Origin of the sequence: Pseudoclavibacter sp. Marseille-Q434, from assembly GCF_050315415.1 — a bacterium.
In the GTDB taxonomy this organism is placed as follows: Bacteria; Actinomycetota; Actinomycetes; order Actinomycetales; family Microbacteriaceae; genus Pseudoclavibacter.
Genome location: NZ_JBNPQH010000001.1, coordinates 397,621 through 413,252, shown reverse-complemented (window position 1 = coordinate 413,252; position 15,632 = coordinate 397,621). Strand labels below are relative to the sequence as shown.

The window sequence follows — 15,632 nt, the reverse complement described above, 5'->3', positions numbered from 1 at the left end:
GGCTACTTCGCCTCCGCGTCGCTCGTCACCTCGACGGTCTCGTCTTCCAACTCGAAGATCGACTTGAGGATGCCGCGCACCCAGATGAGCATCTCCTCGTCGCTCGGCAGGGTGCCATCGCGGCCCTCGAGCACCGGGATGGCGAGCGAATGGGTGGCGTCGACGACCTTCGACCCCGGGTACATGCGGCGGAGGCGCATCTGCTTGGAGTCGCTGAGCTCGGCGGGCCCGATGCGCAGCGTCTTGCCGAAGACGACGAGCTCGCCGAGGCCGGCCTTGACGGCGAGGCGACGCAGCTTCGAGACCTCGATGAGACGCTGCACCTCGATGGGCGGCTCGCCGTAGCGGTCCTGGAGCTCCTCGAGGACGAGCCCGATCTGGCCGGGCTTCGCGTTGGGGCTCGAGGCGCTCGACAGCTTCTGGTACGCCTCGAGGCGCAGTCGCTCGCTCGCGACGTAGTCCTCTGGCACGCGTGCATCCACGGGGATCTCGAGGCGCAGCTCGGTCTGGCCTTCCGCGACCTCGCCGCGGAACGTGTTGACGGCCTCGCCGATCATGCGCAGGTAGAGGTCGAAGCCGACGCCCGCGATGTGTCCGGACTGCTCGCCGCCGAGCAGGTTTCCGGCGCCACGGATCTCGAGGTCCTTGAGCGCCACCTGCATGCCGGAGCCGAGCTCGTTGTTCGCGGCGATCGTCTCGAGGCGGTCGGTGGCGGTCTCCGTGAGCGGACGCGTTCCGTCGTACAGCAGGTACGCGTAGGCGCGCTCGCGGCCGCGGCCAACACGCCCGCGCAGCTGATGCAGCTGGCTGAGGCCGTACCGCTCCGCGTCGTCGATGATGAGCGTGTTCGCGTTGGCGATGTCGAGGCCCGTCTCGACGATCGTCGTCGACACGAGCACGTCGAACTTGCGCTCCCAGAAGTCGACGATGATCTGCTCGAGGCGTGCCTCGCTGAGCTTGCCGTGGGCGACCGCGACACGCGCCTCAGGCACGAGCTCGGCGATCTCGGCCGCGACCCGGTTGATGGATGCGGTGCGGTTGTGCACGTAGAAGACCTGGCCCTCACGCAGCAGCTCGCGGCGGATCGCGGCTGCGACCTGGCGGTCGGACTTGGCGCCGACGAAGGTGAGGATCGGGTGCCGGTCTTCCGGCGGCGTCGCGAGGGTCGACATCTCGCGGATGCCGGTGACGGCCATCTCGAGGGTTCTCGGGATGGGCGTCGCGCTCATCGCGAGGATGTCGACGTTGGCCTTGAGCTTCTTGAGGGCGTCCTTGTGCTCGACGCCGAAGCGCTGCTCCTCGTCGATGACGATGAGCCCGACGTCCTTGTACGCGATCGAGTCGGTGAGGAGGCGATGCGTGCCGATGACGATGTCGACCGAGCCGTCCGCGAGCCCGCGGATGGTCTCCTCGGACTCCTTCTTCGACTGGAAGCGGCTGAGCGGCTTGATGGTGACGGGGAAGCCCGCCATCCGCTCGGAGAACGTCTCGTGGTGCTGGCGCACGAGCAGCGTCGTCGGCACGAGGATGACCACCTGCTTGCCGTCCTGCACGGCCTTGAACGCGGCGCGAACGGCGACTTCCGTCTTGCCGAAGCCGACGTCGCCGGAGACGAGGCGGTCCATGGGGATGGGCCGCTCCATGTCGCGCTTGATCTCGTCCACGGTCTGGAGCTGGTCGGGCGTCTCGACGAAGGGGAACGCCTCCTCGAGCTCATGCTGCCATGGCGTGTCCGGCCCGAACGCGTGGCCCTTCGACGCCATGCGCGTGCTGTAGAGCTTCACGAGCTCCACGGCGATGTCGCGGACCGCCTTGCGCGCCTTGCCCTTCGCGGCGGACCAGTCGGAACCGCCCATCTTCGACAGGGCTGGCGCCTCGCCACCGACGTACTTGGTCAGCTGGTCGAGCTGCTCGGTGGGGATGAAGAGCTTGTCGCCGGGCTGCCCGCGCTTGGAGGGCGCGTACTCGATGAGGAGGTACTCGCGTACGGTCTTCGGGGCGTTCCGGCCGCCGGCCTGCACCTCTCGCTGTCGCAGCTCGATGAACTTGCCGATGCCGTGCGTCTCGTGCACGACGAAGTCGCCCGCCTTGAGCTGCAGCGGGTCGACGACCGAGTTCGTGCGGCGCCTGGCGAGCTTCTTCGGCTGCCTGGAGTCGTAGCCGACGGAGCGACCGAAGAAGTCGGTCTCGGTGACCAGCGCGAGCTTCTCCCCGGGCACCTGCACGCCGGTGGAGACGGGCGACTGGGTCAGGTAGGCGACGCCGGGCTCGAGCTCGTCGGGGAGCTCATCGACGAGCCGCGCCCCGTCGCCGTGCTCGGAGAGCAGCTGGCTCGCGCGCTCGACGAGCCCTGGCCCCTGGCTCGTGACGACGACCCGCCAGCCGTCCTTGAGGAGAGCCGACACGTGCTCGATGGCGCCGTCGGCGTTGCCGGCGAAGCTCGGCACGGCGTCGCCCTCGATCTTGACGGCGAGGATCTCGCTCGCGTCGAGCTGCTCCTCCGGGATCTCCAGCGACTGGAACGGCGACAGCGACCACCACGGCCTCGCGCCGCGGGCATCCCGCAGCCCTGAGACGGTGAGGAAGTCGCCGGAGCTGAGGTCGATGGGGGCGTCGGCGCCGGCCGTCGCCGCGCTCCAGGCGGCCTCGAGGAACTCGTGGTTGGTCTCGGAGAGGTGGACGGCGCGCGTGGCGACTCGCTCGGGCGAGAGCACCGCCATGGCGGCGTCCTCTGGCAGGTAGCTCGTGATGGGCACGAGCTCGCTCACGAGCGCCGGCGCGAGCGACTCCATGCCCTCCGACGGGATGCCCTCGGCGATCTTGGCGAGCATCTGCTGGAGGTTCGGGAACTCGTGCTGCATCTCGCGAGCCCGCTGGCGAACGCGCTCCGTCAGCAGCAGCTCGCGCGCCGGCGTGATGAGCGCCTCCGTGACCTCTGACTCGAGCGAGCGCTGGTCGGCGACCGAGAACACTCGGATCTCGTCGACCTCGTCGCCGAAGAAGTCGATGCGCAGCGCGTGCGAGGCGTCCGGCGGGAACACGTCGAGGATGCCGCCGCGCACGGCGAACTCGCCGCGGCGGGTGACCATGTCGACGCGCGAGTAGGCGAGGTCGACGAGCTGCAGGGCGAGGCTCGAGAGGTCGTTGCCGCGGGAGCCGCGCTCGAGGCGGATGGTCGTGGCCGCGTCGAGACCGGGCAGGAGCGGCTGCAGGGCGGCGCGCACGGAGGCGAGCAGCACGAACGGAGACGTCCGCTCGCTGGCCTTCCACTCGGTGAGCTCGCGCATCGCGCGCAGTCGCTTGCCCGTCGTCTCGACCGATGGGCTCAGGCGCTCGTGCGGCAGCGTCTCCCACGCGGGGAACTCGGCGATGTGCGCGTCCGGGACGAACGTCTGCAGGTCTGTGCCGAACTGCTCGGTCTCGCGGCTCGTCGCCGTGAGCACGAACAGCATGGGTGCCGCGCCGAGCTCGGCCTGGCGCGCAGCGAGGAGGTTCGCGATGAGCGGCGCCCTCGCCCCGTCGACGAGCGAGAAGTCGGTGTCACGACCGGCTCGCCCCATGGCGCGCTCGAAGGAAGGGGTGGACTGGATGGAGCGTACGAAGCCGTGCAGAGTCACTCGGGGAATTGTACGCGCCGAGGCGAAGATACTTCCTACAGTGCCCAGGCTCGCTGTCCCGCTGTCGGCGATCTACGCCAGGTCTGCCGATTCGAGGAGCACGGTGAAGGGACCGTCGTTGACGCTCGCGACCTTCATCATGGCGCCGAACTCACCGGTCTCGACGTGCACTCCACCCTCCCGGAGGGCCGCGACGAACGCGGCGACAAGCGGCTCCGAGTGGGCCCTCCCACTCGCGAGCGACCACGATGGCCGTCGCCCCTTGCGTGCATCCCCGTAGAGCGTGAACTGACTGACGACCAGCGCCGGGGCGCCGGTGTCGAGCACACTCTTCTCGTCGTTCAGGATGCGCAGCCCGAGCACCTTGCGGGCGAGCTTCGCCGCATCCGCGTCGGTGTCGGTGTGCGTGACGCCGACGAGGATCAGGAGCCCCGGCTCGTCGATGCGGCCGACGGTCCGCTCGTCGACCGTGACGCTCGCCTCGGTGACGCGCTGGATGACGAGCTTCACGCGCCCGCTGCCGTGTGCACGCGCAGCTGAGCGGCCTGGATGCCGTCGCTCGCGATCAGCTCGACGGCGTCCGCCGCGTCACCGACGAGCACTGGGAGGACCTCGCGCTCGCTGCCCGCGAAGTCCTTGAGGACGAAGTCGGCCGCGTCCTGCCGGCCCGGAGGACGCCCGATGCCGACTCGCACGCGCAGGTAGCTCGGGTCGCCGAGTGCCGCGCTGATGTCGCGGAGGCCGTTGTGACCGCCGTGGCCGCCACCGACCTTCAGCTTGAGGGTGTCGAACGGGAGATCGAGCTCGTCGTGCACGACGATCACGTGGTCGACGTCGACACCGTAGTAGTCGACGAGCTGCGAGACCGGTCCGCCCGAGGTGTTCATGTAGCCGTTCGACTTCGCGAGCACGAGCTTCGGCCCACCCGGGGCCGTGCGCCCCTCGGCGGTGCGGGCGTTCGCCTTGTTGTGCCGCGAGAAGCTCGCGCCGAGTCGCTTCGCGAGCTCGTCCACGACGAACTGACCGACGTTGTGCCGGTTCTTCGCGTACTTCTCGCCGGGATTGCCGAGTCCGACCACGAGCCAGGTGTCTGCTGCCATGCTGCAAAGCCTTTCATGCGACGGGATGCGCCGCGCGACGACCCGTGGGATCTCTGGAACGCGAAAGGCGGACGGCCGGAGCCGCCCGCCTTTCGACGAAGATGCGTCGAGTCGACGACGCCAGACGCGAGATTACTCGGCGGCTGCTTCTTCGGACTCTTCGTCCTCGTCCTCGTCCTCGCCGCGAGGCGTCTGGATCGAGACGAGGGCAACCTCTTCTGCGTCTTCCGCGAGGTCGACCAGCTCGGTGCCCTCGGGCAGCTTGAGGTCTTCGCGGTGGATGAGCGTGCCATCCTCGAGGCCCTCGACCGAGACCTCGATGAAGCTCGGGATCGTGGTGGCGTCGGCCGAGACGAGGATCGTCGTCGCGTCCTGCACGGCGATCGTGCCGGGGAACGGGTCGCCGACGAGGTGCAGCGGCACGTCGACCTCGACGCGCTCGCCCTTGCGGATGACCGCGAGGTCGAGGTGCTCGATGATCTGACGCACCGGGTCGCGCTGGACGTCGCGGACGAGCGCGAGCTGCTTGTCGCCTTCGATGTCGAGCTCGATGAGCGCGTTCGCCTTGCGGATGAGCAGCATCGTCTCGTGACCCGGGAGGGTCAGGTGGCGGGGCTCGGTGCCGTGGCCGTAGAGGACCGCGGGGATCTTGCCTGCGGCGCGGATCTTGCGTGCCGCACCCTTGCCGAACTGGTTGCGCAGTTCGACGCTGAGCTTGTTGGTCTCTGCCATGTTGTCTCCTTGGTGGTGGTTCTCGACAGACTGAGGAAGCGTGTGGAGGCCCATTCAAGGACACATCACCGCGTCGATCACGGGCCTCACGGCCCCTCGCCGAAGTTCAGCCCCCCACTTTACGTCATCGAGCGCGCGGGTGGGCACGTTCTTGCAAAGCTCTGCTGAGCTCCCCGTCAGAAGCCGACGGCCTTGCGCCAGCCGTGGCGGCGAGCGCTGCTCACGGCGGCGCCGGCACCCAGCATCGCGAACCCGAAGACCACCAGCTCTGCGGCGAGCAGCGAGACAGCCATTCCGGATGCAGGGCCCGCGAACAGTGCGAACGTCGCGAGCTGGTCCTGCCACAGCGGCGCGGCGGCGATGGCGGATGTGAGCTGGGCGTGGAAGAGGAACGAGGCGAGCCCCGCCAGGACGGACAGCGCCCCCGCGACGACCGACCCGGTTCCGGACAGTCGCATCGTGAGCGCCATGAGGAAGAAGCCGACGGCCGCCAGCATGGTGACGAGCATCGTCCAGACGGGTGAGACTCCCCCACCGTCCCCGATGAAGCTGCCTGCTGACGACGAGACGCCGGAGACGATGATGAGCAGGGGGATGGCGCTGAAGGCGACCACGCAGATGGCGTAGAGGGGCACGGCGAGGAAGACGGAGCCGATGCGCGCCCAGACGCTGGGGCTGGCCGACTCGCGGGCTCGGCCGTACTTGTTCGCCTGCCCCCGCGCATCCGTCTGCCCCGGCTGCTGCGCGGCGGGTGGCTGCTGCCTGCCCTCCTTGGGCGTGCGGGTCGGAGCGACGGGTGTCACCGCGGGCGGCGGTGCCTGCTGCGGGATGACGCGGGTCGATTCCTCGCTGCCGGCGTAGAGACTCGACGACGAGCGAGCGGATGGAGCGCTCGGCGTCGCACGCGTCCTCGGCATCGCCGTCGTCGGCTGCTCGTCGGTGATGGCGTCGCCATCATCGTCTGGGCGCCCGAAATCGTAGGCTCTCGTGCGGGCGTCGTGATCAGCCACTGAGTGTCTCCCTGTCTAGGTGCTCGCGGTCGCGCGCACCGCCAGATCTGGTCCTGGCCGTGCGCCGAGTTCGGCGACGTTTCGTCATGTTCGGAAATCGTTGCCGTGCTCGTGCCACAAGTCAGCGTACGACTGCCCGTCGTGCAATACCGTGGAGTGTCCCGTGCATCGCCCTGACGGGAGACAAGCATCCACTCTGAAAGAGACGCATCTATGACCACTGACGCTGCCCCCTCGATCTCCTCGGAAACCGGCTCGTCCCCCAGCGCGAACATCGGCGTTGTCGGCATGGCCGTCATGGGCTCCAACCTCGCCAGGAACCTCGCGAGCCGCGAGGGCAACACCGTCGCGGTCTACAACCGCTCCCCCGAACGCACCCGCACTCTCGTCGCCGAGCACCCCGAAGCAGGATTCGTGCCCTCCGAGTCGGTGGCCGACTTCGCAGCGTCACTCCAGAAGCCCCGCACCGCGATCATCATGGTCCAGGCAGGCGCCGGCACCGACGCGGTCATCAACCAGCTCGTCGAGGCGTTCGAGCCGGGCGACATCATCGTGGATGGCGGCAACGCCCTCTTCACCGACACCCGCCGCCGCGAGGCAGCCGTGCGAGAGACGGGCATCCACTTCGTGGGCTGCGGCATCTCCGGCGGCGAAGAGGGCGCCCTCAACGGCCCCTCCCTCATGCCGGGCGGCACCGCCGAGTCGTACGAGACGCTCGGCCCCATCCTGCGCACCATCGCCGCGGTCGCCGAGGGCGAGCCCTGCGTCACCCACGTCGGCACCGACGGCGCCGGCCACTTCGTGAAGATGATCCACAACGGCATCGAGTACGCCGACATGCAGCTCATCGCCGAGGCCTACGACCTCATCCGCCGCGGCACCGGCAAGACCCCCGCCGAGATCGCCGAGATCTTCGCCGAGTGGAACAAGGGCGAGCTCGAGTCGTACCTCATCGAGATCACCGCGGAGGTCCTCCGCCAGGTCGACGCCGACACCGGGAAGCCACTCGTGGACGTCATCCTCGACGCCGCCGGTGCCAAGGGAACCGGCGCCTGGACGGTCCAGACGGCCCTCGACCTCGGCGTGCCCGTCTCCGGCATCGCCGAAGCCGTGTTCGCCCGCTCCGTGTCCTCCAAGCTCGAGCAGCGCGCCGCATCCCGCACCCTCCCCGGCCCCGACGGCTTCCAGGTCGAGGACGCCGACGCGTTCGTCGAGGACGTGCGCCTCGCGCTCTACGCGTCCAAGATCATCGCCTACTCGCAGGGCTTCGACGCCATCATCGCCGGCGCCGAGCAGTACGGCTGGGACATCAAGAAGGGCGACATCGCCGCGATCTGGCGAGCAGGCTGCATCATCCGCGCCCGCTTCCTGAACCGCATCACCGACGCCTACGCCGAGAACCCGAACCTCGTGGCCCTCGTCACCGCGCCCTTCTTCACCGACGCCGTCAACACGGCCCAGGCGGCGTGGCGCCGCGTCGTCGTGCAGGCAGCGCAGGCCGGCATCCCCGCCCCCGCGTTCTCCTCCAGCCTGTCGTACTACGACGGACTGCGCGCCGAGCGCCTCCCCGCCGCCCTCATCCAGGGACAGCGCGACTTCTTCGGCGCCCACACCTACAAGCGCGTCGACCGCGACGGCGTCTTCCACACCGACTGGTCCGGCGACCGCACCGAGCACAACGCGTAGCTCGGCGCCAAGAAGGCCCCGTCCTCCCAGCATCAGCTGGGAGGACGGGGCCTTGTCGTGCGTCGCTCGTTAGCGTGTGGCTTCCTGGCCGCGCAGCCGCCTCACTGCGCAGAGGGGCTAGACCGCGGCGGGGGTCTTCGCGTCGGATGCGGCGACCTTCGGCGCGAGAGCACGGGATGCTCGGGTGCGGCCGTGCGTGTAGTACAGCGGGAGTCCGACGAAGAGCAGTCCGCCGACGAGGTTGCCGACGACCGTGGGGATCTCGTTCCAGATGAGGTAGTCCATGAGCGTGAAGTCGGCGCCGAGGAGCAGGCCGGAGGGGAACAGGAACATGTTCACGATGGAGTGCTCGAAGCCCATGAAGAAGAACAGCATGATGGGCATCCACATGGCGATGACCTTGCCGGAGACGCTCTTCGAGATCATGGCGAGGGCAACTCCCGTCGCGACCATCGCGTTGCAGAGCACGGCGCGGACGAAGAGGGTGAGCATGCCGGAGGCGCCGTGCTCGGCGTAGCCGACGGTCCTGCCCTCCCCGATGTGCCCGATGGCCTCGCCGACCTCGTTCGGGGGTGTTGCGAAGCCGTTCGTCACGACGATGGCCATGAGCACGGCGATGGTGAAGGCGCCGAGGAAGTTGCCGACGAACACGAGGCCCCAGTTGCGGAGCACGCCGCGGAGGGTGACGCCCGGCCGCTTGTCGAGCCAGGCGAGCGGCCCGAGCACGAAGACCCCCGTGAGGAGGTCGTAGCCGAGCAGGTACAGCATGATGAAGCCGACGGGGAAGAGCAGGGCGCCGAGTAGCGGGACGCCGGTCGTGACGCTGACGGTCACGGCGAAGGCGGCCGCGATCGTGAGGAACGCGCCTCCCATGGTCGAGCGGATGATGGTGTCGCGGGTCGACAGGAAGATCTTGCTCTCCCCGGCATCGATCATGGTGGTGACGAGGTCATTCGGCTTGACGTAGGACACGGGTTCCCTTTCGCTCTGGCGATGCTCTGCGGCCATGTTCGGCCCGATATCCACAAGCTATTGGGGTGCAGTTTCGGCCCCGTGGCTCGTGCGGTGCGTTCTGGTTTCTTTTCCCTCTCGTCCCCGCCGCGGGGCTGTGAGAAGTGCGATCAGACGGGGGCCGCGGCGGGGACGACGGCGTCGAAGCGCTCGAGGATGATGTGCGCGATACGGTCGTCGACGCCGAGGGGGGCCGCCACGATGTCGCCGCCCGCCTCGGTGACGCGGTCGTGGAAGAAGCCGGGGGTGAGCAGGTAGCTCGCGATGCTGACCCGCCGCGCCTGGGCGCCTCCCCCGCGGCGCACGCCAGCCGCTCCTCGAGCGAGCTGCACCGCCGCTGGCACGCGCGGGTCGAGGGCCGCTCCGTAGCCGAGCACCGCATCCGCGCCGCCGATGGCGTTGAACTGCTCGCGCAGCTCATGGAAGCGGGGCACGGCGGCGGCCGCCGTGGAGCCCGCGACGGCAATGACGACCCCGTCGTCGGCACTCCCGCCAGCTTCGAGGAACCGGTCCCACAGCAGCTGCGAGAGTCTGGGGTCCGGTCCGAGGGGCGCCGCGACCGAGGTGCCGGGTCGGGCGGCCGCGGCTTCCGCGATGTCGACCTGCGTGTGGAAGCCGACCGTGAGCAGCACTGGCACGATGACGACATCAGCGTCGGCGGGCAGTCCGGCGAGCACCTCGACGAGGCTCGGCTGCTGCACGTCGACAAACGCCTCGACGACCTGCACGCTCGGCCGCATCGCCTGCGCGCGGCGCAGCAGCTCGCGGATGATGGCCTGACCTTCGGTGTTGTCGGTTCCGTGGGATGCGCCCACCAGGATCGTCTGCCGCGGGTGCTGCTCGTTCATTCGGTGCTCGCTCTCCGTGCTGATGGTCGTTCCTGATGCTCGCCCGTCGGCGTGCGCGGTCACGCGGGACCCTGACATCGCGTGGGCTTCGGTCACGTTGCGCTGCACGCTCACGTCGCGCGGACGCGCAGCCGGTAGCCCCGCTTCACGACGGTCTGCACGATGGCCCGGTCGCCGAACGACTCACGGAGGCGCGCGACGGCGACGTCGGCGGCATGGTTGGTCGTCGGGTTGCCGGGCAGCCGAGCGAGGATCTGCTCGCGGCTCACGACGCCACCCGGGTTGCCGGCGAGCAGCCGCAGCACGCGCAGCGCTCCGGGCGAGAGCTCGACGACGTCGTCGCCGATGACGGCGCAGCTCGAGCGGAGGAAGAGGCGGCCAGCCTCGGTCTCGATGCCCTCGGCCGCTCGCTGGGCGTAGTGCTCGATGAGCTCGCGGATGAGCGCGCCGAGTCGTCCGCGCTTCGGCACGACGGGCTCGATGCCGACGGCCCGCAGGGGCGCCGCGGTGATGGGGCCGACCGCGACGGTGACCAGCGAGCCGTCACGGCAGCGTGCCTTGAGTCGTTCGAGGGCTCCGGAAGTCCCCACGTCAAGCGCGTCGTCGCCGTCTGCCGGACCCGACTCGTCCGCGAAGGATCCGAGCCACGCGGAGACCCCGGGAGCCGAGGTGAAGACGATGGCGTCGACCTCGCCGTCTGCCGCCTTGAGCGCCCACCGAGCGAGCAGCGCAGGGTCGGCTGGCGGTCCCCACTTGTAGACGATGAGGCTCTCGACGTCGGCGCCCGCGACCGCGAACTGCTCGTCGAGGCCGTCGGCTCCCGAGCCGTGGTGCTGGAGGGCGATGCGGGCGCCCTCGACTCCCTCGGCGAGGAGGAACTGGGCGAGTTCCGCCGAGGTCTCCGATTCGGCGACCCAGTCGGCGTTGAGCCCCGCCGCCTGGATCGCCCCGCGTGCTTTCGGGCCTCTCGCCACGATGCGCGCGCGGGCGAGCACCGCGACGAGATCCTCGACCAGCCCGTGTGCATCCGCCGCGTCGATCCAGCCGCGGAAGCCGACGCCCGTCGTCGCGACGACGATGTCGGGCGGGTCAGCGATGACGCGCTTCGTCGCGTCGAGGAGGTCGGCGTCGTCTTCGACCGCGGTCATGCTGAGCGACGGCGAGTGGCGGATGATGGCCCCGCGTCGCTCGAGCGCCGTCGCGAGCTCACCGGAACGGCGGTCGCTCGTCACGACGACGACGACGCCGGCCAGGTGCTGTTCCTGGGGTGCGCGGCCGCGCGCCCCGCTCGCGGGTTCGGGGCTCATGCTGACAGCGCGTCCTGTTCCTGGAGCGACCGTGTCGCCTGCAGGAGGCCGAACTGGGCGACCTCGCCGATGACGATGATGGCGGGGTTGGCGACACCGACGCTGCGCGCCGTGGCGTCGATCGTGCGCAGGCTTCCCCTCGTGACGCGCTGGCGAGGGGTGTGGCCGTTCTCGACGATGGCGACGGGCATGTCGTCGCGCACTCCCGCATCCACGAGCTCCTGGCAGATGCGGCCGAGCGCTGAGACGCCCATGAGCACGACGAGCGTGCAGGTGTCGCCCTTGACGGAACAGAGGAGCTCGGCGCCCAGGCGCTGGTGCCCGGTCACGACCTGGAAGGAGTTGGCGACGCCGCGGTGCGTGACGGGGATGCCGGCGGCCGCGGGCACCGAGATGGCGCTGCTGATGCCGGGGACGACCTCGACGGCGATGCCTTCCGCGTTGCACGCGAGCACCTCCTCGCCGCCGCGCCCGTACACGAACGGGTCGCCGCCCTTGAGCCGCACGACGACAAGCCCCTGCTGGGCCTTCTCGACGAGGATGCGGTTGATCTCCTCCTGCGGCACGGGGTGGTGGGTGGGCTGCTTGCCGACGTCGATGATCTCGACCTCGGCGGGGAGCTCGGCGAGCACGGAGCGCGGGCCGAGGCGATCCGTCACGACGACGTCGGCTTCCGCGAGCGCGCGCCGCCCGCGGAGGGTCATGAGGTCGGCGTCGCCCGGTCCCCCGCCGACGAGCACAACCCTGCCGGCACCTGGTCGGTGCCTGCGCAGGTCGACGTTGCCGGCACGGAGCCCTTCGGCGAGCTGGTCGCAGATGAGGCGGCTGCGGCGCGGGTCGGCGCCCTCCTTGGAGACGACGCCGATCTCGACGGCCCCGGCATCCGAGGTCGCCGGGGTCTTGGCGCTGCCGGCGGAGGCGTCGCTCGCGTTCACGCACCACACGCGGCGCTCGTTCGCCCACTCGGCGACGAGGAGGTCGGTGGCCCTGTCGCCCGTCGCGGTGTGCACGAACCAGGCTCCGTCGAGGTGGTGTGCCTGCACGGGCTCCTGCAGCCAGGTCGCGAGCCCGTCGGCGACGAGACCGCCGAGCGTGCCGCCGAGCTCGGGGGCCACGACGGTGACGGATGCGCCGGCCGTGACGAACTTCTGGGCGCGTCTCGCGGAGACGGCTCCTGCCCCCACGATGAGGACGTCGCGGCCGGTGAAGTCGAGGGCCATGAGCGTGCTCATCGCGTCTGCCTTCCCTCGAGGCGCAGGCTCAGGTCGACGAGGACCGTGCCGTCGTCGTCGATGCGCACCGGGTAGGTCGTGAGGGTGCGCGCATCCTTGCCGACGGTGTCGAGGCACTCGCCCGTGGCAAGGTCGAAGATCTGCTTGAACATCGGGGAGGCGACGGTGACGCGTCCGCTCCTGGAGCCGACGAGGCCGCGGCTCATGACCTGCGAGCCCGAGTACGGGTCTGCCTGCTGGACGGCGAAGACCCGCTCGTCGCGGAGCCGGAACAGCGCGATCTGGGTGCCGTCCAGGATTGCGGCGACGCCACGCTCGGGGTGGAGGGCGTCGAGGGGGCAGACCGCGATCCAGTGCTGGCCGGCGTCCTCGGAGGGGCGTTCGCGGGTGGCGCTGCGAGTGTCGAGTGCGATGGTCATCGTCGGACCTCCAGGGTTGTTCCTGCGATTACTGTTCCGGCGCTTCGGTCGGCCTCGTTGGCCGGGCGGAGCTGGCCGCGCTCCGGCACGTAGCCGAGCGACGGGTCAGGCGTGGTGGGCGCGTTGACGAAGGACACGAAGCGCTGCATGACCTCCGGGTCGTTCAGCGCCTCCTGCCATTCGTCCTTGTAGTTGTCGACGTGGTTCGCGACCATGGCGTCCAGGTCGGCCGCGATGCCGAGGCTGTCCTCGAGCACGACAGCCCGAAGCGTGTCGATGCCGCCGTCGAGGTCCTCGATCCAGCGCGCGGTGCGCTGCATCCGGTCGGCGGTGCGGATGTAGTAGCCGATGAATCGGTCGATGGCGGTGATGAGCTGCTCGTCGTCGAGGTCCTCCACGAGGAGCTCCGCGTGGCGGGGCGTGAAGCCGCCGTTGCCGCCGACGTAGAGGTTCCAGCCCTTCTCGGTGGCGATCACGCCGACGTCCTTCGCGCGCGCCTCGGCGCACTCGCGCGCGCATCCGGAGACGCCGAACTTCAGCTTGTGCGGCGAGCGGAGGCCACGGAAGCGGAGCTCGAGGAAGATGGCCATCGCAACGGAGTCCTGCACGCCGTACCGGCACCACGTCGAGCCGACGCACGACTTCACGTTGCGCAGGGCCTTGCCGTAGGCCTGGCCCGACTCGAAGCCGGCATCGATGAGCTTCTTCCAGATCTCCGGCAGCTGCTCGATGCGGGCCCCGAAGAGGTCGATGCGCTGGCCACCCGTGATCTTCGTGTAGAGCCCGTACTCCTTGGCGACGGCCCCGATCGCGATGAGCCCGTCGGGGGTGACCTCGCCGCCCGGGATGCGCGGGACGACCGAGTAGGTGCCGTCCTTCTGCATGTTGGCCATGACGTGGTCGTTGGTGTCCTGCAGCGCCGCCTGCTCGCCCTTGAGGATGTGCCCGTTGCCGAGCGAGGCGAGGATCGAGGCGACGACGGGGCGGCAGATGTCGCAGCCGCGACCGCCGTTGCCGTGGCGTTCGATGATGCTCGTGAAGGTCGAGAGGCCCGTGACGCGCACGGCGTCGAAGAGCCCCGCCCTGGAGAGCGCGAAGTGCTCGCAGAGGGCGTTGCTGACCTCGACCCCCGTCTTGGCGAGCTCGGTCGAGAAGATCTTCTTCACGAGCGGCACGCAGGAGCCGCAGGCGGTGCCGGCGTTCGTGCAGGCCTTGACGCCGGCGAGGTCGGTGCAGGCGTGGTCGGTGACGGCGCCGCGCACCGCGCCGACGGACACGTTGTTGCAGGAGCAGACCGTGGCGTCGTCCGGCAGGTCGCCACCGACCTCCGGCATGCCGTCGGCGGGCAGCAGGTAGGCGGCGGGGTCCGTGCCGAGCTCGCGCCCGACCATGGGGCGCAGCGAGGTGTAGGCCGAGGCGTCCCCGACGAGCATGCCGCCGAGCAGCACCTTGCCGTCGTCCGACATGACGAGCTTCTTGTAGACGCCGCCGACCGGGTCGGCGTACGTGACCTCGAGCGCGCCCGGCGACTCGGCGAAGGCGTCGCCGAAGCTCGCGACATCCACACCCGTGAGCTTGAGCTTCGTCGAGAGGTCCACGCCGGGGAACGTCGCCGCTCCGCCGGTGAGCCGGTTGGCGACGACCTCGGCCATCGAGTAGCCGGGGGCGACGAGGCCGAAGCACTCACCGCCGATCGAGGCGACCTCGCCGATCGCCCAGATGCTGGCGGCGGATGCGCGGCACGCCTCGTCGACCTCGATGCCACCGCGAGCGCCGAGCGTCAGCCCGGCGTCGCGAGCCAGCTCGTCGCGGGGCGTGATGCCGACGGCGAAGACGACGAGGTCGGCGGGCTCGGGCTCGCCGTTCGGGAAGTCGAGGCCGGCCGCGCGGCCGTCGGCGTCGAGGGCAACCGCGCTGGCTCGGGACCCGGTTCGCACATCCACCCCGAGGTGCTCGATGAGGAGCCGCAGCGACTCGCCGCCGCCCGCGTCGAGCTGGGCGGACATGAGGTGGCCGGAGGACTGGACGACGGTGCATTCCGCGCCGAGGGCGACCATGGCGCCCGCGGCTTCGAGCCCGAGCAGGCCGCCGCCGACGACCGCACCGCGGACCGTGCGGCCGAGCCGCTGTGACAACTCGGCAACCTCGGCCTTGAGCGCGACCACGTCGTGGACGGTGCGGTAGACGTGGACGCCGGGCGCATCCACCCCGGCGATGGGCGGCTTCGCGGCGGACGAGCCCGTCGCGATGACCAGCTCGTCGTAGTGCTCGGTCGCGCCGAGCGACGTCACGAGCGTGCGGGTGCCTGGGTGGATGCTCGTGACCGTCTCGGAGGTGCGGAGCGTGACGTTCGGGTGCGACCACATGAGCGGCCTGCCCAGCTCCAGGGCAGCCGGGTCGACGCCCGAGAACGTGCTCGTGAGCTGGACTCGGTCGTACGGCCGCCACGGTTCGTCGCCGATGACGGTGATCGCCCAGACGTGGTCCGTGTCCTGCGAGCGCAGCGACTCGACGAAGCGGTGCGCGACCATGCCCGCGCCGATCACCACGACGTGACGGGAGCGCGGTGCCGGGGGGAGCATGTCGCGAGCGTAGGTCTGGGATGTTTCGTCACCGTGCGGCGAATGTTTCGTGCTCATCACAGCTCGTCCCGGTCGCTTCGACTTGGTG

The 15,632-nt window shown here is 70.0% G+C and carries 12 protein-coding genes; 1 reads left to right on the top strand and 11 read right to left on the bottom strand.

What is annotated here, in order from left to right; translation table 11 throughout:
• Positions 1-2 precede the first annotated feature (2 nt).
• The 5 genes from mfd to ACQFZP_RS01975 form a co-directional block, all read right to left on the bottom strand.
• Positions 3-3,617 (bottom strand): transcription-repair coupling factor, encoded by a 3,615-nt coding sequence (mfd, locus tag ACQFZP_RS01995; protein ID WP_374100735.1) that lies wholly within the window; start codon positions 3,615-3,617, stop codon positions 3-5.
• 72 nt (positions 3,618-3,689) lie between these two features.
• Positions 3,690-4,127: a D-aminoacyl-tRNA deacylase gene (dtd, locus tag ACQFZP_RS01990; protein ID WP_211890173.1), complete on the bottom strand. Its 438-nt coding sequence runs from the start codon at positions 4,125-4,127 to the stop codon at positions 3,690-3,692.
• Positions 4,124-4,717, bottom strand: a complete 594-nt coding sequence (gene pth, locus ACQFZP_RS01985) for an aminoacyl-tRNA hydrolase (RefSeq protein ID WP_104312358.1) — start codon at positions 4,715-4,717, stop codon at positions 4,124-4,126. Before pth ends, dtd begins: the two co-directional genes overlap by 4 nt.
• A 132-nt stretch (positions 4,718-4,849) precedes the next feature.
• On the bottom strand, positions 4,850-5,449 hold the full coding sequence (locus ACQFZP_RS01980) for a 50S ribosomal protein L25/general stress protein Ctc (protein ID WP_104253694.1): 600 nt from the start codon (positions 5,447-5,449) through the stop codon (positions 4,850-4,852).
• Positions 5,450-5,625: 176 nt separating this feature from the next.
• The gene (locus tag ACQFZP_RS01975) at positions 5,626-6,459 is read right to left on the bottom strand and encodes a hypothetical protein (protein WP_211890172.1); all 834 of its coding nucleotides are present in this window, start codon (positions 6,457-6,459) and stop codon (positions 5,626-5,628) included.
• A 213-nt stretch (positions 6,460-6,672) separates the two neighbouring features.
• Between ACQFZP_RS01975 and gndA the strand changes: the two genes are divergently transcribed.
• On the top strand, positions 6,673-8,145 hold the full coding sequence (gene gndA, locus ACQFZP_RS01970) for an NADP-dependent phosphogluconate dehydrogenase (RefSeq protein WP_179556432.1): 1,473 nt from the start codon (positions 6,673-6,675) through the stop codon (positions 8,143-8,145).
• A 117-nt stretch (positions 8,146-8,262) separates the two neighbouring features.
• Here gndA and ACQFZP_RS01965 read toward each other — a convergent pair whose 3' ends face one another.
• The 6 genes from ACQFZP_RS01965 to nirB form a co-directional block, all read right to left on the bottom strand.
• The gene (locus ACQFZP_RS01965; protein WP_211890171.1) at positions 8,263-9,117 is read right to left on the bottom strand and encodes a formate/nitrite transporter family protein; all 855 of its coding nucleotides are present in this window, start codon (positions 9,115-9,117) and stop codon (positions 8,263-8,265) included.
• A gap of 149 nt (positions 9,118-9,266) precedes the next feature.
• Positions 9,267-10,100 (bottom strand): sirohydrochlorin chelatase, encoded by an 834-nt coding sequence (locus tag ACQFZP_RS01960; RefSeq protein WP_307852721.1) that lies wholly within the window; start codon positions 10,098-10,100, stop codon positions 9,267-9,269.
• Positions 10,101-10,114: 14 nt separating this feature from the next.
• Positions 10,115-11,311 (bottom strand): uroporphyrinogen-III synthase, encoded by a 1,197-nt coding sequence (locus tag ACQFZP_RS01955; protein ID WP_211890170.1) that lies wholly within the window; start codon positions 11,309-11,311, stop codon positions 10,115-10,117.
• Positions 11,308-12,543 (bottom strand): uroporphyrinogen-III C-methyltransferase, encoded by a 1,236-nt coding sequence (gene cobA / locus ACQFZP_RS01950; RefSeq protein ID WP_211890169.1) that lies wholly within the window; start codon positions 12,541-12,543, stop codon positions 11,308-11,310. The genes ACQFZP_RS01955 and cobA overlap by 4 nt, the downstream gene beginning before the upstream one ends.
• The gene (nirD, locus tag ACQFZP_RS01945; protein ID WP_179556428.1) at positions 12,540-12,962 is read right to left on the bottom strand and encodes a nitrite reductase small subunit NirD; all 423 of its coding nucleotides are present in this window, start codon (positions 12,960-12,962) and stop codon (positions 12,540-12,542) included. Before nirD ends, cobA begins: the two co-directional genes overlap by 4 nt.
• Positions 12,959-15,544 (bottom strand): nitrite reductase large subunit NirB, encoded by a 2,586-nt coding sequence (gene nirB / locus ACQFZP_RS01940; RefSeq protein WP_211890168.1) that lies wholly within the window; start codon positions 15,542-15,544, stop codon positions 12,959-12,961. The genes nirD and nirB overlap by 4 nt, the downstream gene beginning before the upstream one ends.
• Positions 15,545-15,632 lie beyond the last annotated feature (88 nt).

What these genes read in the sequence shown, in the direction of transcription:
- pth (WP_104312358.1), bottom strand. Translation starts at nt 4,717, where the DNA reads ATGGCAGCAGACACCTGGCTCGTGGTCGGACTCGGCAATCCCGGCGAG.
- gndA (WP_179556432.1), top strand. Translation starts at nt 6,673, where the DNA reads ATGACCACTGACGCTGCCCCCTCGATCTCCTCGGAAACCGGCTCGTCC.
- ACQFZP_RS01955 (WP_211890170.1), bottom strand. Translation starts at nt 11,311, where the DNA reads ATGAGCCCCGAACCCGCGAGCGGGGCGCGCGGCCGCGCACCCCAGGAA.
- nirD (WP_179556428.1), bottom strand. Translation starts at nt 12,962, where the DNA reads ATGACCATCGCACTCGACACTCGCAGCGCCACCCGCGAACGCCCCTCC.
- nirB (WP_211890168.1), bottom strand. Translation starts at nt 15,544, where the DNA reads ATGCTCCCCCCGGCACCGCGCTCCCGTCACGTCGTGGTGATCGGCGCG.
- cobA (WP_211890169.1), bottom strand. Translation starts at nt 12,543, where the DNA reads ATGAGCACGCTCATGGCCCTCGACTTCACCGGCCGCGACGTCCTCATC.
- ACQFZP_RS01980 (WP_104253694.1), bottom strand. Translation starts at nt 5,449, where the DNA reads ATGGCAGAGACCAACAAGCTCAGCGTCGAACTGCGCAACCAGTTCGGC.